Origin of the sequence: Rudaea sp. 3F27F6 (assembly GCF_005503555.1) — a bacterium.
Lineage (GTDB): Bacteria > Pseudomonadota > Gammaproteobacteria > Xanthomonadales > Rhodanobacteraceae > Rudaea.
In genome coordinates, this window is sequence record NZ_SCNG01000003.1 from 176,289 (window position 1) to 202,312 (window position 26,024).

The following is a 26,024-nucleotide window of genomic DNA, read 5'->3' on the forward strand; positions in this document are numbered from 1 at the left end:
ACGTGCTCCGAATGAGAGGGTCGCCGAGGCAGCGCATCTCGGGGGAGGCTTGCGGCCGATCGCGGCCATAGTATGATAGTCATCATATAACGTGCTTTCAAGCCATGCGCTATTCCGTCGAACACAAGCAACAGACCCGCGACAGGCTGCTTTCCGCCGCCGCCGCGGCGATCCGCGCACGCGGCCCGGACCGTGTGGCCGTGGCCGGCGTCATGGCCAAGGCGGGCCTGACTCACGGCGGTTTCTACGCGCATTTCGCCTCGAAGGACGCGCTGATCGGCGCGGCCATCGACCGCATGTTCGAGGAAAGCCGCGCGCGCATCCGCGAGGAAACGCAAGGGCTGTCCCCACACGATGGCCTGGTCGCTTATATCGACTTCTATCTTTCCGCACGCCATCGCGACGCACGCGGCGCCGGCTGCGCGCTCGCGGCCTTGGCCGGCGACCTGCCGCGCCTGAGCCTCGCCCTACGCCAGCGCTTCGCCGCGGGCATGCAGCGCATGCAGCAGATTCTTGCCGGCACCTTGCGCCTGATCGGCCGCGCCGATGCCGAAGCGCTGGCCGATTCGATGCTCGCCGAGCTGGTCGGTGCGCTTGCGATCGCGCGCGCCGAGCCGGACAAGGCGCGCTCCGATTCGATCCTGGCGCATTCGCGCCAGGCCCTGAAATTTCGCTTTCAACTGGATTGAACCCCATGGATATCGTTGCCGAACTCCCCACCGGTCTGACCGGTCTCGAACAACTGCAGAAGCTGATTGCGATGGGCGGCCGCCCGCCGATCGGCGATACGATGGATTTCACCTTTGTCGATGCGGGCGACGGCTACGGCGTTTTCGAGAGCACGCCCGGGCTGCATCTGTACAACCCGATCGGCACCGTGCACGGCGGCTATGCGGCGACCCTGCTCGATTCGGCTTGCGGCTGCGCGGCGCATTCCAAGCTCTCGCCGACCCAGGGCTACACGACCCTGGAGCTGAAGGTCGCCTATCACAAGCCGATCACCAAGGACACCGGCAAGCTGCGCGCCGAGGGCCGCGTGCTCAGTTTCGGCCGCCGCGCGGCGTTCGCCGAGGCCACCCTGAAGGACGCCGCCGGCAAGCTCTACGCTTCGGCGACGTCGACCTTGCTGGTCTTCGAGCGGCAGGCATAGGGCCTGCTTTTTCGCGCCGGAAACCCCGTCCAAACAAGCGTATGACTACGCCGCTTCACTGGCGTGAACTCTTCGCCTGCTTTATAGTCTCAAGCTAACCTAGGGGTCGGGGCTGGAAGAGAAACATATGCTTGATACTGTTCTGAATTTTCTTAACGGCGGCCTGCTGCAAGCGGGTTGGCTGTTCAAGGTCATTTATTTCCTCATCGTTACGCAGCTGACGATTTTTGCGGTGACTTTGTACCTGCATCGCAGCGCCTGTCATCGCGGTGTCGATTTCCATCCGGTCGTTGCGCACGTGCTGCGCTTCTGGTCGTGGGTGTCGACCGGCATGGTCACGCGCGAGTGGGTTGCGGTGCACCGCAAGCACCACGCGAAGTGCGAGACCGAGGAAGATCCGCACAGCCCGAAGATCTTCGGCATCAACGCGGTGCTGTGGAAGGGCGTCGACCTGTACCGCGTCGCCTCGCTCGAACAGGACACACTGGAAAAGTACGGCAAGGGCTGCCCGGACGACTGGATCGAGCGCCATCTCTATACGCCACACGCGTATTGGGGCCCAACTCTGACCTTCATCGTCAACATCGCCCTGTTCGGCATCTGGGGCGTGGCGATCTCGGCCCTGCAGATGATCTGGATCCCGTTCTGGGCCGCCGGCGTGGTCAACGGCATCGGCCACTGGTGGGGCTATCGCAACTTCGAAACCTCCGACATGGCGACGAACCTGTCGCCGTGGGGCGTGTGGATCGGCGGCGAAGAACTGCACAACAACCATCACGCTTTCCCGAGCTCGGCCAAGTTCGCGCTGCGCAAGTTTGAAGTCGATATCGGCTGGGCGGTGATCTGCGTGCTGCGCAAGTTCGGCCTTGCCAAGGTACTGCGCGTGGCGCCGACGCTCGACGTGCGGCCGAACGTGCAATTGCCGGACGGCGAAACGATCAAGGCGCTCGTCTCGCACAAGTTCGAGGTGATGAGCGACTACTTCCGCGGCGTAATCGCGCCGACCCTGCACGAAGACGCCAAGCAGGCCGGCAGAGGCATCGCCGGGATTCCGCGCGCGCTGCGTCGCGCCCTCGGCAACGGCGGCCGCTGGCTCGACGAGCATTCGCGCCAGAAGATGCTCGCGGCGATCGAACATCGTCCGACTCTGCGCACGGTCTGCGATTTCCGCGCGCGCCTGGCGACGGTACTCGAACGCAACAGCGGCGGCGCCGAAGCGATGATGAACGGCCTGACCGACTGGTGCCGCGAAGCCGAAGCCTCGGGCATCCACGCGCTCGCGTCGTTCGCCGCACGCCTGCGCGGCTACGCGCTCGCTCCGGTACGCGCATGACGGCAGTCGCCGTGATCGAATTGAACAGAACCCGCTGCGGCGGGTTTTGTTTTTTGTGCATATCGGAACAGGCATGACGAACGCGTCCGAAGATCGGCTGTGGCTCAAGGCACAGCGCTATCTCGCGTCGAACCAGTTGACCGCCGCACGCATAACCTGCGAGTCGCTGCTGCAGCGTGCGCCTGCGCACCTCGATGCGCGGCTGCTGCTGGCCGGCCTTCTGCTGTCCGAGCACCGCGTGCGCGAAACCGCGGCGCAGTTGCTGCAGGCGGCGCAGACCCGCCCGTTGGCGCCGCAGATGGCGAGCAAGATCGCGCTCGCGCTGTTGCGCGTCGGCGAAGTCGTCGCCGCGCGCGAATGCGTTGCACAGGCGCGGTCGGTGCCTACGTTGTCGGGCGCCGATTGCGCTGCGCTCGCGCATGCGCTGCAGACCACCGGCGAGCACGAGGGCGCGCTGGCGCTGATCGAGCGTGCACGCGCACTCGGTTCCGACAACGCCGACCTGCGCTATTTCCACGCCATCCAACTGATCTTCAACGGCAAGCTCGACAGTGCCGCGACGCAGCTGGAAAGCTGCCTGCGCATACAGCCCGGCTTCGGTCGCGCAACCTTGTCGCGTGCGCGCCTGCGCAAGGTGACTTCGGCCACTCAGCATCTCGACGATATTCGCCGGCGTTTCGGTGTGGTCGAAAAAGGCACGGTCGAACACGCGGCGCTCGAGTTTGCCCAGTTCAAGGAACTCGACGATCTCGGCGAATATGCCGACGCGTGGAAAGCGCTCGAACGCGGCAACGCGATCATGCAGGCGCGCGTGCCGTACGACATCGCGCAGCACGATGCGCTTATCGAACGCCTGATCGAATTGTCGACGCCCGAATACATTCACGCGGAAGCGCAGTCGGCGCGCGAAAGTGCGCGCGCGAACGGGCCGCAGCCGATCTTCATCATCGGCATGCCGCGCAGCGGCACGACCTTGCTCGAACGCATCCTCGGCAATCATTCGCAAGTCGCATCGGCCGGCGAACTCGACGACTTCGCGCATCAATTGCGCTGGCAGGCCGATCACTACGAGAACACGATGCTGGACGCGGTGCTGCTTCAGCGCATGCCCGGCCTCGACTACGCCAATATCGGCGCGCGCTATCTCGAACAGACGCAGTGGCGCGCACAGAGCAAGCCGTTCTTCGTCGACAAACTACCCGCGAACTATTTTCTCGCCGGCGCGATCCATCGCGCGTTGCCACACGCGCGCATCCTGAATATGTCGCGCGATCCGATGGACGTGTGCTTCTCCAACTTCAAGGCGTTGTTCGGCGATGCCTGCGCCTACAGCTACCATCTGCCTGCGCTCGCCGCTCATTACAGCCACTACGCACGCGTGATGCGGCACTGGCATCAAGTCATGCCGGGACGGATATTGGACGTGGCTTACGCTGATCTGGTCGCCGCGCCCGAAGCTATGGCACGACGCGTCCTCGATCACTGTGGCCTGCCGTTCGAGGAAGGCTGCATCGACATTTCGCGCAACAGCGCGCCGGTCGCGACTTTGAGCACGGCGCAGGTACGCGAGGGCATCCACGATCGCGCGAAAGGCGAGTGGCGGCGCTATGAAGCGTGGTTCGAGCCTCCGGGTATTGCGTCAGGGCAAGCCTGAAAGCATCGAGGCCGGACTGGCCGGCCTCGATGAATTGCGTTTACGAACCGCTTCTGCCGAATTTCCAGTCGAATTCCAGCCACATTTGCCGGCCGTAGGGGTTGTAGCTGCCGGCGTTGTAGTAGGGATAAACCGTCCAGGAGGAATCTTTCGGCGGCATCGAGTTCTTGATGTTGTTGACGATGAAGCTCACGCGCATATCGTCGTTGACGCTGTAGTTGATGCTGCCGTTATAGAGGATCCATGGCGCGACGCTGCCCGAACCGGGCGTCGCATAGCCGGTCGAGTTGCTCGCGGCGATGTAGTTGGGCGTCTTGCCATAGCGCGTACCGAACAGCGTGGTTGAAAACGGGCCGATGTCCCAGGTCACCGACGCATTCGCGATGGTCTTGAACTGCGGGCCGCTTTGCTCGCTGAAGGCATAGTAGGGGCTGCGCAGCATGTCGATTTCCGGGTCGCCGGGATACTGCTGCAGGCGATGCTCCAAAGTCACGTTGTACTGCGCGGCGAATGCGAGGCTGCCGTAGCGAGCGAGATCGAGTTTGTAGTCCAGCGACGCGATGATGCCGGACACCTTCTCCTTCGCGATATTGATCGGCAGTACGATGACCTGCTGTAGCGCATTCGGGTTGGCGCTGTCTGGCGGGTTGCGCGTTATTTGCGCGAGCGTGGTCACGCAAGTCGGAGAATTGATGTCGATCTGTCCGGTACGGCAGGCTGCTTCGATTTGCAGGAGTCCGTTCATGCTTTGCAACTGGACTTCGTTGGAAATATTGACGTTGTAGTAGTCGGCCTTGATGTCGAAGTCAGAGTTGGGCGACCAGACCACGCCGTAGCCCCAGGACTTGGCCGTAATCGATTGCAGCTTGCGGTTTCCGTAGTGCTCGGCAAACACCGCCAGCCCCGCGTACTTGCACTGATCGATGGGCAACCCCGATTGACTAGGATCGGTCGCGCAGCGGTAGTAATCGTTGACGTCGTAGTTGTAAAAGCCGCTCTTCCCGCCGAAGACATAAGCCATGTCCGGCGCGCGGAAGGCGGTGCCGTAGCTGGCACGCAGCAGCCATGCGTCGGTCGGGCGGAATTCCAGGCCCAGCTTGTAAGTCGGGCGATCATCGCTGCTGGCGCCGTTGTTCTTGTACTGATCGTAACGGGCGGAAAGATTGGCCGTCAGCATGCTTGTGATCGGGACACGCAACTCGCCGGAGTAGGCCCAGTTGCTGCGCGTGCCGCTACCCGACGTTCCGGTCAGTCCCCAGAAATCGCCCGCGACGACGCGCGGATCGTTGGGATTGTTCCAAGCCTGGCTGCCGATCTGGGCGACGCCGGCGAAGCCGACGGAGCCGGCCGGCAGGCTGAATAGGTCGGTGTTGGTGACCTGCAAATTGAGATTCTGCGTCCAGGCGACGTTTTTGCTGCGGATCGTGCCGTTGATGCTGGCGTATTGAGCGGGCGTGAGCGGCTTGTAGAAGTTGTTTACGTTGGGCGCATAAACCGGGTAGCCGCTTTGAGTGCCTTGTTTCGGGCCAAGGAACAACTGCTCAAACAAGGCATCGGCTTTCGCTCCGAGGAGCCACGGGGATTTTTCCCAGACGTTGTCCTGTGAGCGCGCGTAGAACAGGTCGTAGTCCCAGTTCTTTCCGAAACTGCCGCGGATCCCGGCCCAGGCCGTGTACTGGCGGCTCAGCTGCGTGTCCAGGCTCGGACCCAATCCCCCCATTTCTTCCGGAGAGAAGAGGTGCTGGAAGAGCTCGAAATTTCCCGTATTCGAGTTGAAGAACGCATTGTTGTTGTTCGTCGCCCACGTACCTGCACCGCTCGAGAAAGTCACCGAACCGACGCTGTACAGCATGTTGGCATAGGCCTGCGTATCGTCGTCGAGCCGATACTTCAGATTGATATAAGCCGTACCTGAGCGGTTCTTGTTCAAAATGGTGCCGTAGCCGGCGGCGTACTTGCTGCCGCAGTAGTACCCCAGTTTCTGGCGGTATTCGTAGTCCGTAGTGCCGCCCCATAGATTGGAGAGCGAGCTGCAGGTGGCTTGACCGGGATCGACATAGGTTCCCGAGCCGTAGTTGGGGCCGTAGTTGATGTAGAGAAAGTCGCGCTGGCCGTAGCGGCCGTTGGGGTCCGGGTTCGAATTGGTGGACTTGGTGATGTCGCGGTTGTAGCCCCAGATCGGCTTTTCATTGTTGAGCTGGAGGCCGAAGGTCAGATCGAGATTGCCCCAGGTATGCCCGCCGAGGAATTCCAGGCGCTGGTTTTGTCCGCCGCCGCTGCTATAGCTACCGACGCGGGCATTCAGCTCGAAGCCGTCGATGCGGTCCTTCAGGATGATGTTGACTACGCCCGCAATCGCGCTGGAGCCGTAAACCGCGGACTGGTTGCCCGGCAGAATATCGATGTGATCGACCATGCCGGCGGGAATATTGGTCAGGTCGACGAAATTGCTCGATCCGTTGAACAGGAACGGGAAATCGGCCATCGGATGGCCGTTGATCATGATCAGAGTGAAGCCCGGGTCGAGTCCGAGCAGGCTGATTTCCTGGGCGCCCGGCGTGAAGCCGCCGCCCGACGACTGCCCGTCTTGAACTGCGCCCGTGGCGAGAGGCATCGAACGAAGCGCCTGATAGACGTTGGCGAAGCCCTGCTTCTCCAACTGCGCGCCGGTGATCTTGAGGGTTGCGGACGCCGTTTCGATCTGCGCCTGCGGAATCAAAGAGCCGGTGACCACGACGCCTTTCAGTTCGGTGGTCTCCCTTTTCTTGCCGCTGTCCGAAGTGGACTGGTCTGCGTTCTGCGCCAACGCGCCGTTCGTTGTCAGGCTTGCGCACAGGCCCATGATGATCGAAGACACCAACAAGCGTTGCTTCATTGCCCTCTCCATGCAGTAGGAAAAATTTTTCGGAACACGATGCACGCCCGATCGCTAGCGGTCGGGTAATCGGGACGAAATGGACGAGAAAGACCCGATCAAAATGATCGGGCAGGCCCGATGAAAGGCCCGAGCACAGCCGGATGATGCGTCGCGACGAACGTTTTTGTTCAACGCCGAAAAAGACATCGTGAGCGCAACCTCAGCGTCTACGTGCCACCCGCTCCACCGAATGGCGCGTCGTACCCCCGATCGACGCACGATAATGAAATTGTTATTTTCTTGTCAAATTCATGTCTTAGAAAGGGCGAAATTGTGGCGCAATTTGCATTTAATCCCGAGTTTTACCTGTTATCGCTCTTCGGCATGCGTGTTTTGCCGGGCAGAGGCGGCAGGGCCAGAAGGAATCGTTTGGCGAATCACAACGCGTCGAGGGCTATAAAAACGAATCGGACGGCAGCCCGCCGCCTTTGTAGAACACATAACGGATACCCATCGTGCGCGAATTGACCACACGCGAGGGGCGCCTTTGGCGCCGAGGACAAACGTTTCTTGCGGGAAACCAGTTCGACGATGCGAAGAGCACGCTCGAGGAACTGATCGAGCTGATTCCCGAGCATGTCAGAGCCCGCATCGTGTTGGCCGGAATCGCCATGGCGAAAGGGCAGGTGCGTGCCGCGAGCAGCCAATTGCTGGCTGCCGTCGATGCGGCGCCGGACGACATCGCGACGCTCAATATGCTGATCATGTCTCTATTGCGCATCGGCGAAGTCGTCGCCGCGCGCGCCTGCGCCGATCGCGCCGCCGCGATGGAACTGCGCACAATTGCGGACTTTGCCGGCGTTGCCCACGCCTATCAAACCATCGGCGAGCACGCTAAGGCATTGGCTGTGATCGAGCGAGCGCGCGAGCATGGGCTCAACACGCCCGACTTCAGCTACTTCCGCTGCATCCAGCTCATGTTCAACGATCGCATCGCGGAAGCAGAGAGCGAGGCGCAGGCCTGCCTTGCTGCGCGCCCCGGCTTCGGTCGGGCTGCGCTCGCGCGGGCTCGCCTGCGCAAGCAGTCGCGTGAGCGGAATCATCTGCAGGATCTGCAGGCGCGCCTGCCGCAAGCCGAGCCCGGAAGCGTGGATCACGCGGCGCTCGAGTTTGCTCTGTTCAAGGAGTTCGACGACCTCGACGATGCCGACAACGCCTGGCGCGCACTCGAACGCGGCAACGAGATCATGCGTCAGCGTCTGCCGCACGACGACGAATCCGAGCAGCGCCTGTTCGATCTGCTGATGCAGACCTGCACGCCGGAATTCCTGCACTCGGCGAATACACCGGCCGAGCATCCGTCGCCGATCTTCATCATCGGCATGCCGCGCAGCGGTACGACCCTGCTCGAACGCATCCTCGCCAATCATTCGATGGTTGCCAGCGCGGGCGAACTCGATGATTTCGCCCGCCAGCTGCATTGGCAATTCGACTATCACAGTCCGGCGATGATCGACGAGGTGATGCTGCAGCGTGCGGCGACACAAGACTACGCCGCCGTCGGTGCACGCTATCTAAGCCAGACCCAATGGCGCGCGGGCGGCAAACGTCATTTCATCGACAAGCTGCCGCCGAACTATCTTCTGGCTGGGTTCATTCACAAAGCGCTGCCGCAAGCGCCGATTTTGCATATCGTGCGTGATCCGGTCGGTTTGTGTTTTTCCAATTACAAAGCCTTGTTCGGCGATGCGGTCGCGTACAGCTATTCGTTCGATGCGCTGGCCGCGCACCATCGACGCTACGAGCGCCTGATGCAGCATTGGCACGGGGTCATGCCCGGCCGGATTCTCGACATCTCCTATGCCGAGCTCGTGTCCGATACCGAGACCAGCGTGCGCAAGATACTCGCTCACTGCGAGCTGCCTTGGGAGCCGCAGTGTCTCGATATGAGCGCGGCGGGAGGACCCGTGGCAACGCTCAGCGCCGCCCAGGTGCGTGAACCGATTCACGCCAGGTCGCTTGCCGAATGGCGACGTTACGAGCGTCAGCTCGAACCTTTGCGTCGCGCGCTGTCGGAAAGCCGCGCATAAAAAAAGGGCCGGCATAATGCCAGCCCTCGTCCCGATGAAGTTCTGAGGGGCAGACCATCCTTGGCCTGCGCCCCCTGCAAGAGATGCTTACTTGCTGCGTCCGAACTTCACGTTCATTTCGAGGAACATCGAGCGGCCGTACACGTTGTAGACCTGATAGTTGTAGTACGGCACGGACGTGTAGGTCGGATCCTTCGGTGGCATCGAGTTCTGGATGTTGTTGACGATGAAGCTCATCGTCGCATCGTCGCTGAAAGAGTAGGACACCGAGCCGTTGTAGATCATCCACGGCGCGACGTGGCCTGCACCGGCAACGAAAGATCCGACCGTATAGGCCCTGTGATTTGGGATCGCACCGTAACGCGTGCCGAACACGGTCGTCGACCATGGGCCGATGTCCCAGGTGACCGAGCCGGTGAGGATGCTCTTGAACTCAATCGTGCTCGCGTTGAACGGGTCGTCGAAGTTGTTGTAGGTCGGATCGCCCGGGAAGGTCTGATGCGAGTGCTTCAGCGTGTCGTTGTAGTTCAGGCCGAACTGGAAGTCGCCGTAGCGGCCCACGTCGAGCTTGTAGTTCGCCGACGCGATGATGCCGGATACCGATTCGTTGGAGATATTGATCGGCAGTACGTTGATCTGCGTGATCTGCCCTTGCGGACCGCGCTGCACCTTGCTCAACGCGTCGACGCAGGTCGGCGAGTTGATGTCGAGTTGGCCGAGGCGGCAGGCCGATTCGGTCACGAGCAGCGTGTCGGCGCTCTGCAGATTGACCTCGTTGGAGATCTTGATCTTGTAGTAGTCGGCCTTCAAGGTCAGGTCGCTGGTCGGCGACCACACCAGGCCTCCGCCCCAGGACTTCGCCGTGACCGGCTGCAGTCCGCGATTGCCCTGGTGCTGGATGAATGGATCGACCGTGTTGTAGTACGAGCACTTGGTGATGTCGCCCGGCTGCTTGGTGGCGCAGAGATAGTAGTCGGTCAGGCCCGGCTGGAAGGAGCCGCTCTTACCGCCGAACGTGTAGGCCATGTCGGGCGCGCGGAACGCGGTGCCGTAGTTGGCGCGGAACAGCAACGTGTCCACCGGACGGTATTCCGCGCCGAGCTTGTAGGTCGGCTTGTCGTAACTACCGCCGCCGTCGTTCTCGTATTTGTCGTAGCGCAACGAAGCAGTAAGCGTGACGGTGCTGAGGACGGGTGCGCGCAATTCGACTGCGGCCGCCCAGTTGGAGCGCTGGCCGTTGCCCGCGGTGCCGGTGCGGCCGAAGAAGTCGCCGTTTTGCAGCGACGCCTGCACCGGATTGCTCCAGTACTGGTCGCCGAGCTGGAGAACGCCGGCGATACCGGCCGAGCCGCCCGGCAGAGAGAACAGATCCGTGTTCGTCACCTGCAGATTGATGTGCTGCGTCCAGGTCTTGGACTGGCTTTCGATCTGGCCCTGGAAGCTCGCGTACTGCGCCGGCGTCAACGACTGGTAGAACTTGGACGGATTCGGCGAGTAGACGGGATAGCCAGAAGATGTGCCCTGCTTCGGCCCGAGGAACTGCTGCTCGAAGAAGCTCGTGACCGGTGCCTTCAGCGGCCACAGCTCCTTGGTGTCGTTGTAGGCGCCGGAACGGTCGACGAAAACGTCGTAGTTCCAGTTGGATCCGCCGATGCCGCCGCGCGCGCCGCCGTAGAAATTATAGGTGCGCGATAAATCGTGGATCATTCCTACGCCGAGACCACCCGACTCCTCCGGCGAGAAGATGTGCTGGAATAGCTCCAGTCGCTGCGTGTCTTGATTGAGGAAGGTGACGTTCCAGAAGCGCCGCCCATCGCTGTAATGCTGCGTATTGGCGTTGAAAAGCAAATTGCCGTACAGCTCGATATTGTCGTTGATGCGGTCGGTGATTTTCAGATACCCGGACGCTTGGCGCGATTGGCTGTTGATCGTGCCGTAGCCGGTTTCATAGCGGCTACCGCAGTAATAGCCGCTGGCGCTGTGATCGTAGATGGTCGTGCCGTGGAAATTGCCTGCGACCTGGGCGCAGGTCGCAGCGCCGGGATCGACGCGGTGCAGGACGAAACTGTTGTCGTAGTACCAGTAGCCGAACGTGGAAGACCCGAAGCGCCCGGCCGGATTCGGGTTCGCGTTCTGCGAAGCGGTCAGGTCGCGCTGGTAGCCCCAGATCGGATCGGTATTGCTGATCTGCAGACCGTAGACGACGCTGAGATTGCCGAAATCGTGTCCACCGAGCAGTTCGAGGCGCTGGCTCTGGCCACCGCCGTTGGAGAATCCACCGACGCGATAGTCGACCTCGAATCCGTCGACTTTCTGCTTGAGGATGATGTTGATGACGCCGGCAATGGCGTTGGAGCCGTAAATCGCGGACTGATTGCCCGGCAGGATGTCGATGTGATCGATCATGCCGACAGGGATATTGGTCAAGTCGACGAAATTGCTCGTGCCATTGAACAGCAGCGGATAGTCGGCCATTGGATGGCCGTCGATCAGGGTCAGAGTAAAGCCCGGATCGAGGCCGAGCAGGCTCAGTTCATGCGCGCCCTGGGTGAATCCGCCCTGGAACTGTCCGTCCTGCACGGCGCCGGTGGCAATCGGCATGGACCGCAATGCGTCGTAGACGTTGGCGAAGCCCTGCTTCTGCATGTCCTTCGCGCTGATGGTGATCGTCGGCGAGGCCGTTTCGATCTGCGCCTGCGGAATGAGCGAGCCGGTGACGACCACCTTCTGCAGCTCTGCCGGTTCTTTCTTTTTCTGATCGGCCCCTGCCGAGTTCTGATCCGCGTTCTGCGCGATAACGCTGCCTGTGGCGAGACTCGCGCACAAGCCCATAATGATCGAAGACACCAATAGCCGCTGTTTCATTACCCTCTCCGTAATAGTTGTAGGAAAAATTTTTCGGAACATGACGCGAGCCCAGCCTTAGCGGCCGGGCAATCGGGACAGAACAGATGGGGAGGGCTCGACGAACGCAAACGGGCAGCCTGAAGGCAAAGCCCGACAAGATTCGGATGATGAAACGCGGCGAGCGCGCTTGCTCGATGCACGAGAAAACATCGTGAGTACGACCTCAACGTCTGTGTGCCATCCGCTCCACCGAATGGCGTGTCGTACCCCCGACCGACGCACGATAATGAAATTGTTATTTTCTTGTCAAACGAGAATAGGTAAAGAAATGTAGGTGGAGTTAGCAGCCGCGCCCGTGGCCGCGAGTTCGCGACCCGTCACGTCGACTGCGAAGCCCGCAGACGCAAGCCTGCAAGCAACAAAAAACCCCGCCGAAGCGGGGTTTTATTTTGCGTGACGCAGACCGCGTTTGGATTTTTAGAAATCCATTCCGCCGCCCATGCCGCCCATGCCGCCGCCCGGTGCACCGTGGCTGTGGCCTTCGTCTTTCTTCGGCGCTTCGGCGACCATGGCTTCCGTCGTGATGACGAGGCCGGCGATCGACGCGGCGTTCTGCAGCGCGGTGCGGGTGACCTTGGTCGGATCGAGAATGCCGAACTCGACCATGTCGCCGTACTCGCCGTTGGCGGCGTTGTAGCCGTAGTTGCCCTTGCCCGCGGCGACCTTGTTGAGGATCACCGACGCTTCTTCACCGGCGTTGGTGACGATCTCACGCAGCGGCGCTTCCATCGCGCGCTTGGCGATGATGATGCCGTGGTTCTGGTCTTCGTTGTCGCCCTTGAGCTTCTTGATCGCGTCGAGCGCACGTACCAGGGCGACGCCGCCGCCCGGGACCACGCCTTCTTCCACCGCCGCACGCGTGGCGTGCAGGGCGTCTTCGACGCGCGCCTTCTTTTCCTTCATTTCGACTTCGGTCGCGGCGCCGACCTTGATCACCGCCACGCCACCGGCCAGCTTGGCCACGCGCTCCTGCAGCTTCTCGCGGTCGTAGTCGGACGAGGTCTCTTCGATCTGCGCCTTGATCTGCGCGATGCGCGATTCGATGTTCTTGCCTTCGCCGGCGCCGTCGATGATCGTCGAGTTCTCCTTGGAGATGACGACCTTCTTCGCGCGGCCGAGATCCTTGATCGTCGCCTTTTCGAGCGAGAGGCCGACTTCTTCGCTGATGACCTGGCCGCCGGTCAGGATGGCCATGTCTTCGAGCATCGCCTTGCGGCGGTCGCCGAAGCCCGGCGCCTTGACGGCCGCGACCTTGACGATGCCGCGGATCGTGTTGACGACGAGGGTCGCCAGCGCTTCGCCTTCGACTTCCTCGGCGACGATCACGAGCGGCTTGCCGGCCTTGGCCACGCCTTCGAGCACCGGCAGCAGTTCGCGCACGTTCGAGATCTTCTTGTCGTGCAGGAGGATGTACGGATCTTCCAGCTCGACCTGCTGGCTCTGCTGGTTGTTGATGAAGTACGGCGACAGGTAGCCGCGGTCGAACTGCATGCCTTCGACGACGTCGAGCTCGTTCTCGAGACCCGAACCTTCTTCAACGGTGATCACGCCTTCCTTGCCGACCTTGTTCATCGCTTCGGCGATGATGTCGCCGATGTGCGTGTCGCCGTTGGCCGAGATCGTGCCGACCTGGGCGATCGACTTGTTGTCGGCCGACGGCTTGGACAGGTTCTTCAGCTCGGCGACGGCGCCGATGACGGCCTTGTCGATGCCGCGCTTAAGGTCCATCGGGTTCATGCCGGCGGCGACGGCCTTGAGGCCTTCGCGGATCAGCGCCTGGGCGAGCACGGTCGCGGTCGTGGTGCCGTCACCGGCGACGTCGGAGGTCTTGGAAGCGACTTCTTTGACCATCTGCGCGCCCATGTTCTCGAACTTGTCGGCCAGCTCGATCTCCTTGGCGACGGACACGCCGTCCTTGGTGATCGTCGGCGCGCCGAAGCTCTTCTCGAGCACGACGTTGCGGCCCTTCGGACCGAGGGTGGCCTTGACCGCATTGGCCAGGGTGTTCACGCCGCGCAGAATGCGAGCGCGTGCGTCTTCGGAAAAGCGGATTTCTTTGGCTGCCATTGGAATGTCCTCAATATGAAAATGTGTTCGGCGTTGGTTGGAATGGTGAGCGGTCAGCAGTGAGCGGTGAGCGGCAAAAGCAGGGCCGTCGGAGCTCGTGGCTCTTTCCGCTCACCGCTTACCGCTATTCCGCTCACGCTTTTCAGCCCTCGATCACCGCAACGAGGTCTTCCTCGCGCATGACGAGCAGCTCTTCGCCGTCGACCTTGACCTCGGTGCCCGAGTACTTGCCGAACAGCACCTTGTCGCCGGCCTTGACCGCGAGCGAGCGCACGTTGCCGTTCTCGAGAATCTTGCCCGTGCCGACCGCGATGACCTCGCCCTTGATCGGCTTTTCGGTCGCGGTGTCGGGAATGACGATGCCGCCGGCCGACTTGGTCTCGGCTTCCAGGCGCTTGATGATCACGCGATCATGCAGTGGGCGAAGTTTCATAAGATCTATCCTCAACTAATTGAAAGACGGGGAATTTGTCCGGATTGTTAGCACTCCGGTGTGCTGAGTGCCAAGTTTAGCGACGAAACAAGTCCCCTGTAAACGCCTCGTCGCGCCGACGAGATATGCGCCTCGTCGAAGGGCTTTCAAGGGCACACGAAAATCCGGCCGTCCGTGGCCGGAGGAAAGCGTCAGTCCGCGGCGGGCTCGATCGCCAGCACGCGCCAGGCCGGGAACTCCGCGCCCGGTGCGGGCATGTCGATCAGACCGCAGGCGACCAGGCCGTCGTCGCTGCCGGCTTCGCAGAGGTAGACGGCGATCGCACCGCGCTGCTGGGCGGTACGCACGAGCCGCCAGCCTTCTGGCAGGGCGCGGGTCTGGCGCGAATAGTCGGCATCGAGATACGCGGAGGCATTCGCTTCGAGAATCTCGCGTCCCGCCGAGGTGACCGTGCCGCGCACGCTGGCGACTTCGACCAGCAGGCGTTGGTTCGGCACCGCGTCTTCGATCGCGAGACCGTGCAGCGCGAGGTGCTCGGCGACGTGCGCCGGCACGGCATAGGCCAGCGGCCGGGCGACGACGTGATCGCCGACGAAGCGTGCGTAGTGCGGCACGCGCACGCTGATCGGCGCGCCGTCGAGCGCGTAGGGTTCGCGCGTCAGCACTTCGGCATCGCGGTCGGCGAACGCTTCGAGGCGGTAGCGTACGGCGATGCGCTCGGGCGGTTCGCTGCAGCGTGCGCACAGCGAGACGATTTCCGCGGCGTGGGCGGCGGCGTACTTCAGCGATTCGCGCAGAAATCCGTAAGCCGTACGCACGCGCTCGTCGAATGGAAGGTACGCATACGTTTCGAGCAGCAGATCGAGACGGTTGGTCAGGCCGCGATAATTACCGCCGAAACGCGGATGATGCGTGTAGGTGATCCAGCCAAGCCCCTGGCCGCCTTCGTCGCGCATGAAGTTGCCGTACCAGAACGAGTCGAGGCCGTCGTGCTGTTTCACCGCGGCGGAAACCGCCGGCATCATGCGTTCGCGCATGTATTCGATCGGCTCGCGGCGGCCGCTCTCGACTGTGTGCGGGACGTCGTAGGTCATCGCGAAACGGTGGATCGAGCCGTTCGTCGTATGGCAGTCGATCGCCAGATGCGGATTCCACGGCTGGCAGACGCGCGTCTGCATCAGCCGCATCTCGGCGCCTTCCTGGCGCATATAGTCGCGGTTGAGATTGACCCCCGCGGCGTTGACGCGCGTGCCGACCTGCGCGGGGCCGATCTGGCCGTGCAGTTTGGCAATGTCGAGTTTGCGGTTGTCGGCGCTGAGCGCATCGTTGCCATCGGCATTGAACAGCGGCGCGACGACGACGGTGAGCCGGTCGAGCAGGTCGCCGTGGCGGCCCTGCAGAATGTCGCGCACGAGCATCAGCGCGGCCTCCTTGCCTTCGACTTCGCCCGCATGGATGCCGCAGACGATAAGCACGACCGGCAAGCCCGCGGCGTGTGCGGCTTCGGGAGTGAAGTGGCGGTGCGACGACAGCACGAGCAGCGGCAGCTTGCGGCCCTGCGGCGTCGTGCCGAAATCGCCAACCCAGAGGCGCGGATCGCCCTGTGCTTCGAGTGAGTCGATAAACGCGGTGACGTCGGCATGCAGCGAGGTTTCGCTGTAGCCGCTGCGCTCGGCGCGCGTGAGCGGGGACGGTGCGGGCGATGCGGTCATTCGGTGTCCTCGGATGATGGAATGCGGGCTTTGTCTGTGTCTGCAATCGGCGCGCGTTCGCCATGAGGTGTCGATGGACGAGCGGCACGTTTGCGCTGCCGTTCGTACTCCGATACCCCGTCGCGAACGAACTGCCTGTTTCAAACAGCGGCTCCATGACCAGAGCCATGCTTGACAGTCGCCGATCAAAGCAGTATCACTCTATCAAAATTTTTTGACATATCGAAATTCGGTGACCAGAGTATTTCAGCCGTCGTCACCGGCTTCGATAGGTCAGTCGCCGGACGGCATCGAGGCCGTTCGGGGAACTTGACGAGCCGCACTGGCAGGATGCCGCCGCCCGCCCATTCCACATTTCTCCGGGGAACACCATGAATAAGCAATCCGCTGCCTTCACCGGCACTCGACCTTCTTTGCCGCAGCCGGCGCGCAACAAGATCGCTCACGCCGTCTTCTGTGCACTTGCCGTGTTTGCTTTCGGCGGCGTGCATGCCGCCGCCAACACCGAAGCCGCCGCCGATGCGGCCGCTGCGAATCCCGATCCGCAGGCGCAAGCGCAGCCGGCGGACGCGAATGCGTCTTCCTCGTTGGAAACGGTGACGGTCACCGCGAACAAGCGCTCCGAATCTCTGCAGAAAGTTCCGCTGAGCATTTCCGCGATCGACGGCAAGGCCTTGACCAATGCCGGCGCGCAGAACTTCACCGATTTGATTTCGAGCGTGCCGAGCCTCGGCATCTTCAAGACCGGCTCGGGTCGTTCGCAGATCATCCTGCGCGGCATCAATGCGGGCAACGCGTCGGAAGACGATCCGCAGACCCAGGAAACCGTCGGTCTCTACATCGACGATTCGCCGGTCTCGGTCAACGGCTTCAATCCCGAATTCGGTTTGTTCGACCTTGAACGCGTCGAAGTGCTGCGCGGGCCGCAAGGCACGCTGTACGGTGCGGGCTCGATGGCCGGCGCGATCCGCCTGGTCACGCGCAAGCCGCTGCTCGACACGGTCGAAGGCAGCGTCGAAGCGTCGGTCGCCGGCATCGACCACGGCGGTACCAGTTACGACCTGCGCGGCGTGATCAACGTGCCGCTGATCAAAGACGTGGCCGGCCTGCGCGTGTCGATGTACGACGACCGCAACGGCGGCTTCATCAAGAACACGACCACCGGCGAAGACAATATCAACCGCACCAACGCCGTCGGCGGCCGCGTCGCCCTGCGCGTGCTGCCGAGCGATGGCCTCACCGTCGATCTGTCGATCTGGGGTCACGACGCCACCGATCACGGCCGCGGCCTCGACGAGACCGGCAACTACACGCGCGCCTACAAGTCGCCGGAAAACTCGCACCAGGACTACACGCTGTCGAACCTGACCCTGACTCAGGAACTGAGCTGGGGCAGCATCGTCTCGGCGACGTCGTACTTCGACATGAACGTGCTCAACCGCTGGAATCTCGACAAAATCTACGAGTCGACCTTCCCGTCGCTCGGCGTGGTCAACGGGCCGATGGCGTCGCTCGCCGACCAGACCCACCTCAACGACTTCACCCAGGAAGTGCGCGCGCTGTCGCACGACGACGGCGCGCTGAAGTGGCTCGTCGGCGCCTACTACCACAAGCGCAACCGCGGCTACATCAACGCATTCCCCGATCCGGGCTGGGACGCGGCGACCGGCCTGCCGAGCGCCAACTTCGGTGCGCCGCCCGACTATCCGTTCTGGGGCATCCAGAACGTGCACATCGAAGAGACGGCCCTGTTCGGCGAGGCGACCTACAAGCTTGGCAACTTCTCGCTGACCGGCGGCCTGCGCGCGTTCGACTGGAAAGAGCGCCACTGGCAGTACCAGTCCGGCTTCTTCAACGGCGGCGCGACCTCGAACGGCATGCAGCACTCGAAGGAAGACGGCGTCAATCCGAAGGTCAACGTCGCCTACGACGTCGACGAGAACAACCAGGTCTACGCGCAGGCGGCGAAAGGCTTCCGCTACGGCGGCGTCAACCAGGTCATTCCGATGAATCTCTGCGGCGCGGAAATCGCCGCGAACGGCCTGCATCCGTCGCCGGAGTACGGCTCCGACGATCTGTGGAACTACGAGATCGGCAGCAAGTCGAGCCTGCTCGACAACCATCTGACGGTGAACGGCAGCCTGTACCTGATCAAGTGGAACAACGTGCAGGTGCGCCGCGGCCTCAACTGCGGCGTCAACTACGTCGAGAACGCGGCGGGCCTGACCAGCAAGGGCGCGGAAATCGAACTCGCCTGGCGTCCGATCTCGAGCCTGAAGTTGACCGCGGGCGGCTCGTACACGCACTCGACGCTCGACGCCGACATGGCTCCGCTCAATGCGCGCGCGGGCGACTTCGCGCCGTTCGTGCCGAAGACCTCGTTCAACACGTCGGCGGAATACACCTTCCCGCTCGGCGAGGGCATGCACGGCTTCGTCTGGGGCGGCTGGAACTACGTCGGCAAGCGCACCACGCAGTTCAACGCGGCGAATTCGCTGTATCGCGTGATGGACGCCTACGACACGCTCAACCTGCGTGCCGGCGTGCAGTGGGCGACGATGGAAGCCTCGGTGTACGTGCAGAACTTGAACAACAGCGACGGTGTGGTGCGCCAGGTCTCGGCGACGCCGTTCTATCCGGACGGCGCCTACCGCGTGCAGCCGCGCACGATCGGCGCGTCGTTCCGCTACTGGTTCTGAGGTTGTGGAACATCCTGTCCGTCGCCTCCGCCGTGAGGGGGCGGCGGGCAGGATCTTTAGGCTACTTTCGAGGAAACGAGATGGCAGAGCAGCGTCGAAATCCCCGCAATTCTTTCCCGGCGCGCACCGCTTCGCTTTGCGCGCTCGGCCTGGCTATGATGCTGCCGCTCTACGCCGCCGCAGACACCGCCAAGCCGCCCGTGACTCCTACCGCCAAATCTTCCGCCGCGCCGACCACGGCCGCCGTGCTCGCCGCGGCCAAGCCGTCGGACTGGCGCGCGCTCGATCCGCAGAACACGCTGTACATCGAGCTTCCGACCGGCCGCGTGGTGATCGAACTCGCGCCGGCGTTCGCGCCGAACCACATCGCCAACATCAAGGCGCTGACGCGCGAGCAGTACTACGACGGTCTCGCGATCGTGCGCGCGCAGGACAACTACGTCGTGCAGATGAACGACCCGGACTACGAGAACGAGGCCACGCGCAAACCGATCAAGACGGCCAAGCGCAGCCTGCCGCCCGAGTTCACCGTCGCCTGGGACGCGAAGATCCCGTTCACGCGCCTGCCTGATCCCGACGGCTACGCGCCCGAAACCGGTTTCTCCGACGGCTTCGCCATGGCGCGCGACATGAAAGCGCATCGCACCTGGCTGACGCACTGCTACGGCACGGTCGGCGTCGGCCGGCTCAATCCGGTCGATTCGGGCGGCGGTCCGGAACTCTACGTCGTCATCGGCACCGCGCCGCGCCAGCTCGACCGCAACGTTACTGTGGTCGGCCGCGTCGTGCAGGGCATGGAACTGCTCTCGACCCTGCCGCGCGGCACCGGTCCCTACAGCATGTACGAGAAACCAGAGCAGCGTACGCCGATCAAGAGCATCCGCGTCGCCGCCGACGTGGCGGAAGCGGCGCGCACGCAGCTCGAAGTGCTGCGCACCGACACGCCGACCTTCGCCGCCTACGTCGAATCGCGGCGCAACCATCGCGAAGAATGGTATGCCGTGCCGGCCGGGCACATCGACGTGTGCAACGTCGCCGTGCCGGTGCGTCCGGCCGCGGCGCGCTGAACGGACGCGGATCGCCGCGCGCGATGGCGCACGGCGATACAACTCGTTACAGCCACGCCGGCTAGAATCCGCAGCGCCGGACGGCGCCGCCTCGGGGTGGGAGGAGAAAAGAATGAGCATGGCCGCACCACGAAAACGAAAACTGCGCATCGGCATGGGTGCGCGCATCCAGCATCGGCGCAAGCAGCTCGGCCTGACCCTGAGCGAGCTTGGCGCGCGTTCGGGTTTGTCCGCGCCGTTTCTGTCTCAGGCCGAGCGCAACCAGACCGTGCCGTCGATCATGTCGCTGATGGCGCTCGCCAAGGCGCTCAAAGTCGATCTGCAGTACTTCCTCGAAAGCCCGACCGAGCGCAGCATCGTCTGCCGCGCCAAGGAACGCCCGCGCATCCGCATCAACTCGCCGGTCACCTTCTACGATCTGTCTTCGAGCCTGATCCATCGCATGATGGACGCGATCCTCATGGAGATCCCGCCGGGCCACGCCTTCCCGACCGACCAGCGCGACGGTGAGGAGTTCGTCATGGTGATCAAGGGCCGCATCCACACGCGCGTCGGCGAAATCGAGACCGTGCTCGGCCCCGGCGACAGCATGCATTTCAATTCGCAGTTGCCGCATTCCTCGCGCAACGACACCAACTCCACCGTCGTCCTGCTCTACGTCGGCACGCCGAGCGTGATGGGCGAAGAACAGCACGACGAGGACTGAGCCGGGCCGCCGGCGGGCACGCCGCCGCAGCGTTCCCGCTGGTTATGCTCAGAGCGGAGCCGGCTCCGCGCCGCTCGTTCTGACCATCATGCCGGCGATTTCCTTGACCAGCTTCGCCGCAACGCCGGCAGTCATGCCGGAGATGTCGCAGCGCGGGTTGTATTCGACGACGTCGGCCGCGACGATCGGCCGGTCGATGGACTGGATCAGGCGGATCACCTGCCGCGTCGACAGGCCACCCGCTTCGCGATGGCTGACGCCAGGCGCGAACGCCGGATCGAGCGCGTCGATGTCCACCGACAAGTACACTGGCGAGCGCAGCGCGAGTTCGAGGCGTTCGTCGCAGCGCGCGATGCCGATCGCTTCGACGCCGAAGCGCTTGAACTGCTCGCGATGATGGTCGTTGACCGTGCGCAGGCCGATCTGGATGAGGCGGTCGGCGAGCTGCTCTTCCATGATCCGCGCGAACGGCGACGTATGCGAACGCGGGTTGCCCTGATATTCGTGATAGATGTCCGGATGCGCGTCGATGTGCACGATGGTCAGCGGCGCATGGCGGCGCGACACGGCACGTATGACCGGATGCGTGATCGCATGGTCGCCGCCGAGGCAGATCAGCGGCGCTCCGGGCTGAATCACGCGCAGCACGTTGCGTTCGATCACGTCCCAGGGGTCGGCGGCGCCGTCGAAACGCAGATCGCCGTGATCGACGATGCGTCCCGGCGCGGCGATGTCGACGCCGGTCTCGCTCCAGTTCGTATACACGTCGGAGAACAATTCGCGGCGGATCAGCGGCGGGGCTTCGGCTGCGCCTTTCATGTACGACGAGTTGTCGTCGTGCGGGATGCCGAGCAAAGAAATCTTCACCATCTGCGGTCTCCGGCTTTAACGCGGCGATATTACCGGGCGCGACGGCGGATTACCGGTACAATTCTGCATTCCCCCACGACTCTTGCGGCGGCCCCGGGCCGCGCCCGGTGTATACGAATGGAAAAAAGTTTCGAACCCCAAGCGATCGAATCGAAGTGGTATGCCGCGTGGGAAGCCGCGGGCGACTTCAAGCCGCACGGCGACGGCACGCCGTACTGCATTCTGCTGCCGCCGCCGAACGTGACCGGCACGCTGCACATGGGCCACGCCTTCCAGCAGACGGTCATGGACGCGCTGACGCGCTATCACCGCATGCGCGGCTTCCGCACGCTCTGGCAGGGCGGCACCGATCATGCGGGCATCGCGACGCAAAAGATCGTCGAGAACCAGCTCGCCGTCGAAGGCAAGTCGCGCCACGATCTCGGCCGCGCGCCGTTCATCGAGCGCGTGTGGAAATGGAAAGAAGAATCCGGCTCGACCATCACCAACCAGATGCGCCGCCTCGGCGCGTCGGTCGACTGGTCGCGCGAGCGCTTCACCATGGACGAAGGGCTGTCCGCGGCAGTCAAGCGCGTGTTCGTGCAGTGGTACCGCGACGGCCTGCTCTATCGCGGCCGCCGCCTCGTGAACTGGGACCCGGTGCTGATGACGGCGGTCTCCGACCTCGAAGTCAACAACGAGGAGAAAGAAGGCTCGCTGTGGTCGATCCGCTATCCGGCGAGCGACGGCGGTGAAGGCCTCGTCGTCGCGACCACGCGCCCGGAAACGATGCTCGGCGACGTCGCCGTGGCCGTGCATCCCGAGGACGAGCGCTACCAGGCGCTGATCGGCAAGACTCTGAAACTGCCGTTGACCGGCCGCGAGATTCCGGTCATCGCCGACGACTACGTCGACCGCGAATTCGGCACCGGCTGCGTCAAGATCACGCCGGCGCACGACTTCAACGACTGGCAGATCGGCGCACGCCATAAGCTCACGCCGATCACCATCCTGACGCTCGATGCGAAGATCAACGACAACGCGCCGGAAAAATATCGCGGCCTCGACCGCTTCGCTGCGCGCAAGGCCGTGCTCGCCGATCTCGAAGCCGGGGGTCTGCTCGTCGAGACCAAGAAGCACAAGCTGCAGGTGCCGGTCAGCCAGCGCACCGACGCGGTGATCGAGCCGATGCTGACCGACCAGTGGTTCCTCGATCTCACGAGCGACACGCGCGTCGACGGCAAGCCCGGCCCGGGCGGGCGCAAGGCGATCACCGAGCCCGCGCTCGCCGCGGTGCGCGACGGCGCAATCAAGTTCGTGCCGGAGAATTGGTCGACGACCTACAACCAGTGGCTCGAGAACATCCAGGACTGGTGCGTGAGCCGCCAGCTCTGGTGGGGCCATCAGATTCCGGCCTGGTACGACGAAGCCGGCAACATCTTCGTCGGCGAAGACGAGGCCGACGCGCTCGCGCATGCGACGACACAGCCGGTCGGTGTGCTGAGGCAGGACGCGGACGTGCTCGACACCTGGTTCTCCGCCGCGCTGTGGCCGTTCTCGACGCTCGGCTGGCCGGGCGATGCGCCGGTGAAGAACGAGCGCGGCGAGATCGTCGCGAACTGGCTGCAGGATCAGGCGTTCCTGCCGAGTGCGGTGCTCGTCACCGGCTTCGACATCATCTTCTTCTGGGTCGCGCGCATGGTCATGGCGACTCAGTACTTCACCGGCAAGGTGCCGTTCCGCGAGGTCTACATCAACGCCATCGTGCGCGACGCCGAAGGCCAGAAGATGTCGAAGTCGAAGGGCAACACGATCGACCCGCTCGACCTGATCGACGGCATCGACCTCGAATCGCTGGTGAAGAAATCGACCGCCTCGCTGCTGATTCCGCAGGTGCGCGAGAAAGTCGAGAAGCGCATCCGCAAGGATTATCCGCAAGGCATCGCCGCGGTCGGCACCGACGCGCTGCGCTTCACGTTTGCCGCGCTGGCGACTTACGGTCGCACGATCAACTTCGATCTCAAGCGCGCGGAAGGTTACAAGGCGTTCTGCAACAAGCTCTGGAACGCAGCGCGCTTCGTGCTGATGAATTGCGAGGGGCAGGGATTCGGAACCGGCGATTCGGGATTCGCGAAGGCTACCGCGACCGAGGCCGAGCGCTGGATTCTCGCGCGCCTGCGCCGCACGCTCGTCGAAGTCGAAGCGCAGATGAAGCTCTACCGCTTCGATCTCGTCGCGCAGGCGCTGTACGAATTCGTCTGGAACGAATACTGCGACTGGTTCGTCGAACTCGCCAAGCCCGCGCTCGGCGGCGAGGACAAGGCCGCCGCCGAATCGACGCGGCACACGCTGCTGTTCGTGCTCGAAGCCGCGCTGCGCGCGCTGCATCCGATCACGCCGTTCATCACCGAAGAGATTTTCCAGTCGGTCGCGCCGCTGCTCGGTCTGAAAGAAACCAGCATCGCCCAGCGCAACTATCCGCGCGTGGAAGATTTTCCGGCCGACGATGCCGCGGCCAGCGCCGAGATCGAATGGCTGCGCACGGTGCTCACCCAGATCCGCCGCATCCGCAGCGAAATGAACATCGCGCCGGGCAAGACGATTCCGCTGCTGTACGCGAACGGCAGTGCCGCCGATCGCGCGCGCGTCGACAAGTTCGCCGCGCAGATCGCGTTTCTCGCACGCACCGAATCGCAGCGCCGGCTCGACGCCGGCGAGGCTGAGCCGGCCGCTGCTGCGGCGATCGTCGGCGAGATGAAATTGCTGATCCCGCTTGCCGGTCTGATCGACCTGTCGGCGGAGAAGGCGCGCCTGGACAAAGAGATCAAGCGCCTCGACGGCGAGATCGCGAAGTCGAGCACCAAGCTCGCCAACTTCGGTGCGAAGACACCGCCGGCCGTGGTCGAGCAGGAGAAGCAGCGCGTCGCCGATTTCACCACGACGCTGAACGGCCTGCGCGAACAGTGGGAGCGCCTCAAGGATTTGTAGCCGCCGCACACCCGCCGCGTTGCGGACGCACGCGGCGAACGGCGGCGGAGCAGGGCAACTGCGTGTCAACGAGGGATTGAGCGGACTCGACGAGGGCAATGACGCATGTGGCTGCGGATACTGAAATGGGCACTGGGTGTGATCTTCGTCGTCGTGCTCGGCGCGGCGGCCTGGGTCGCGCCGAAAGGTAAGGACGTATTGCGCGTCGCCACCGGTTCGGTGAGCCGCTCGCTGTGTTCGGCGGCGTTCGTTTCGCACGTCGATCCGGACCGCGTCTATGCCGAGGAACAAAGGCCGCGCCTCAGTGTGCTCGACTGGGCGATGCGCTACACCGTCGATCGCGATCACCACGAAGTGCGTGCGGCGGTCGCCGGCGCGTTCGCGGCGCGCACGGTCTACCGTGAAGGCCTCGGCTGTCTCGTCGTCCACGGCGCTGACGTGCCCGAGGCCGCCGGCATCGAAGCGCCGAGTTTCGCCGATGCGTTCGCCGAGCAGAACGCCGTTGTCGAACCGGCCGACCCGGCGCTGCGCAAGGCGCTCGACGGTGCCTTCGCCGAACCCGATCCGAAAGACCCGCGCAACACCAAGGCCTTCGTCGTACTGCACGACGGCCGGCTCATCGCCGAGCGCTATGCGCCGGGTTACGGTCCGGACACGCCGATCTGGGCGCATTCGCTGTCGAAGTCACTGACCAATGCGCTGATCGGCATCCTCGTGCGCGAGAACAAGCTCGGCGTCGGCGAGCCCGCGCGGCTCGCCGCATGGCAGGAGCCTTCCGATCCGCATCGCACGGTCACCGTCGATCAACTGCTGCGCATGACCAGCGGCCTGCCGTTCGACGACAACGACGATCCGATCAATCACCTGACGCGCATGATGTTCCTCGAGCGCGACATGGCCGGCTACGCAGCGAAGGTGCCGCTCGACCACCCGCCCGGAGCCGCCTGGGGCTACAGCAACACCGGCTACATGGTGCTCTCGCGTCTCGTGCGCGACGCGGTCGGCAAGAGCGCGGCCGACGTCGAACGCTTTGCGCGCCGCGAACTGTTCGAGCCGCTCGGCATGCGCACCGCGCAGCTCGACTGCGACGCGACCGGCACGCCGATCGGCGCGAGCAATTCGTATGCGTCGGCGCGCGACTGGGCGCGCTTCGGCCAGCTCTATCTCGACGACGGCGTCGTGGCCGGCCGCCGCATCCTGCCGGAGACCTGGGTCGCCTACAGCCGCACGCAGACGCTGGACACCGGCTATGGCGCCGGCTTTTGGACCAACCTTGTCGACCATGGCAGCGTGCCGGTGTGGAACGCGCCGTGGGGCATGCCGCAATTGCCGAAAGACATGTTCTATGCGCGCGGTGCGCTCGGGCAATATATCGTCATCGTGCCGTCGGAGCGCCTCGTCGTCGTGCGTATGGGCATGGGCTACGGCGGCGTGGAGTCGGCGATCGTGCAGATCATCGCGGCGTTGCACGCACAGGCAAATCAATGACGCGACCACGTTCGCGACGGTAGG

Annotated in this window: 16 protein-coding genes; 10 read left to right on the forward strand and 6 right to left on the reverse strand. The window is 63.4% G+C overall.

Features of this window, described 5'->3' with window-relative positions; translation table 11 throughout:
* The first annotated feature begins 104 nt into the window (after window positions 1-104).
* The 4 genes from FFS30_RS13515 to FFS30_RS13530 all read left to right on the forward strand — a co-directional run bounded on the left by FFS30_RS13515 (window position 105) and on the right by FFS30_RS13530 (window position 4,137).
* Window positions 105-689, forward strand: a complete 585-nt coding sequence (locus tag FFS30_RS13515; RefSeq protein ID WP_137913703.1) for a TetR/AcrR family transcriptional regulator — start codon at window positions 105-107, stop codon at window positions 687-689.
* Between the two features lie 5 nt (window positions 690-694).
* A complete protein-coding gene (locus FFS30_RS13520) occupies window positions 695-1,150 on the forward strand; it encodes a PaaI family thioesterase (protein ID WP_137913704.1) in 456 nt (151 codons plus the stop codon).
* A 127-nt stretch (window positions 1,151-1,277) separates the two neighbouring features.
* Complete coding sequence (locus FFS30_RS13525; RefSeq protein ID WP_137913705.1) at window positions 1,278-2,483, forward strand: fatty acid desaturase; 1,206 nt, start codon at window positions 1,278-1,280, stop codon at window positions 2,481-2,483.
* Between the two features lie 73 nt (window positions 2,484-2,556).
* Window positions 2,557-4,137, forward strand: a complete 1,581-nt coding sequence (locus FFS30_RS13530; RefSeq protein WP_137913706.1) for a sulfotransferase — start codon at window positions 2,557-2,559, stop codon at window positions 4,135-4,137.
* A gap of 40 nt (window positions 4,138-4,177) precedes the next feature.
* On the opposite strand, the gene FFS30_RS13535 is transcribed toward FFS30_RS13530, so the two are convergent.
* Window positions 4,178-7,012 (reverse strand): TonB-dependent receptor, encoded by a 2,835-nt coding sequence (locus tag FFS30_RS13535; RefSeq protein ID WP_137913707.1) that lies wholly within the window; start codon window positions 7,010-7,012, stop codon window positions 4,178-4,180.
* Window positions 7,013-7,509: 497 nt separating this feature from the next.
* Between FFS30_RS13535 and FFS30_RS13540 the strand changes: the two genes are divergently transcribed.
* A complete protein-coding gene (locus FFS30_RS13540) occupies window positions 7,510-9,084 on the forward strand; it encodes a sulfotransferase (protein ID WP_137913708.1) in 1,575 nt (524 codons plus the stop codon).
* Between the two features lie 87 nt (window positions 9,085-9,171).
* Here the strand turns inward: FFS30_RS13540 and FFS30_RS13545 are convergent, their stop codons facing one another.
* The 4 genes from FFS30_RS13545 to FFS30_RS13560 all read right to left on the reverse strand — a co-directional run bounded on the left by FFS30_RS13545 (window position 9,172) and on the right by FFS30_RS13560 (window position 16,203).
* Window positions 9,172-11,949 carry a TonB-dependent receptor gene (locus tag FFS30_RS13545; protein WP_137913709.1) on the reverse strand — a complete coding sequence of 926 codons (2,778 nt, stop codon included), beginning with the start codon at window positions 11,947-11,949 and terminating at the stop codon, window positions 9,172-9,174.
* 459 nt (window positions 11,950-12,408) lie between these two features.
* The gene (gene groL / locus FFS30_RS13550) at window positions 12,409-14,058 is read right to left on the reverse strand and encodes a chaperonin GroEL (RefSeq protein ID WP_137913710.1); all 1,650 of its coding nucleotides are present in this window, start codon (window positions 14,056-14,058) and stop codon (window positions 12,409-12,411) included.
* A gap of 142 nt (window positions 14,059-14,200) precedes the next feature.
* Window positions 14,201-14,491 (reverse strand): co-chaperone GroES, encoded by a 291-nt coding sequence (groES, locus tag FFS30_RS13555; RefSeq protein ID WP_137913711.1) that lies wholly within the window; start codon window positions 14,489-14,491, stop codon window positions 14,201-14,203.
* Between the two features lie 191 nt (window positions 14,492-14,682).
* Window positions 14,683-16,203 (reverse strand): M14 family metallopeptidase, encoded by a 1,521-nt coding sequence (locus tag FFS30_RS13560; RefSeq protein WP_137913712.1) that lies wholly within the window; start codon window positions 16,201-16,203, stop codon window positions 14,683-14,685.
* Between the two features lie 371 nt (window positions 16,204-16,574).
* Between FFS30_RS13560 and FFS30_RS13565 the strand changes: the two genes are divergently transcribed.
* The 3 genes from FFS30_RS13565 (at window position 16,575) to FFS30_RS13575 (ending at window position 20,675) form a co-directional block, all read left to right on the forward strand.
* Window positions 16,575-18,902: a TonB-dependent receptor gene (locus FFS30_RS13565; RefSeq protein WP_137913713.1), complete on the forward strand. Its 2,328-nt coding sequence runs from the start codon at window positions 16,575-16,577 to the stop codon at window positions 18,900-18,902.
* Window positions 18,903-19,057: 155 nt separating this feature from the next.
* Entirely contained in the window at window positions 19,058-19,969 is a 912-nt protein-coding gene (locus tag FFS30_RS13570) for a peptidylprolyl isomerase (RefSeq protein ID WP_171014605.1), read from the forward strand.
* 112 nt (window positions 19,970-20,081) lie between these two features.
* Entirely contained in the window at window positions 20,082-20,675 is a 594-nt protein-coding gene (locus tag FFS30_RS13575; RefSeq protein ID WP_137913715.1) for an XRE family transcriptional regulator, read from the forward strand.
* A gap of 48 nt (window positions 20,676-20,723) precedes the next feature.
* Here FFS30_RS13575 and FFS30_RS13580 read toward each other — a convergent pair whose 3' ends face one another.
* The gene (locus tag FFS30_RS13580; RefSeq protein WP_137913716.1) at window positions 20,724-21,545 is read right to left on the reverse strand and encodes an arginase family protein; all 822 of its coding nucleotides are present in this window, start codon (window positions 21,543-21,545) and stop codon (window positions 20,724-20,726) included.
* A gap of 117 nt (window positions 21,546-21,662) precedes the next feature.
* On the opposite strand from FFS30_RS13580, the gene FFS30_RS13585 reads away from it, so the two are divergent.
* Both FFS30_RS13585 and FFS30_RS13590 read left to right on the forward strand, forming a co-directional pair.
* A complete protein-coding gene (locus FFS30_RS13585) occupies window positions 21,663-24,512 on the forward strand; it encodes a valine--tRNA ligase (protein ID WP_137913717.1) in 2,850 nt (949 codons plus the stop codon).
* A 105-nt stretch (window positions 24,513-24,617) separates the two neighbouring features.
* The gene (locus FFS30_RS13590) at window positions 24,618-26,000 is read left to right on the forward strand and encodes a serine hydrolase (protein ID WP_137913718.1); all 1,383 of its coding nucleotides are present in this window, start codon (window positions 24,618-24,620) and stop codon (window positions 25,998-26,000) included.
* Window positions 26,001-26,024 lie beyond the last annotated feature (24 nt).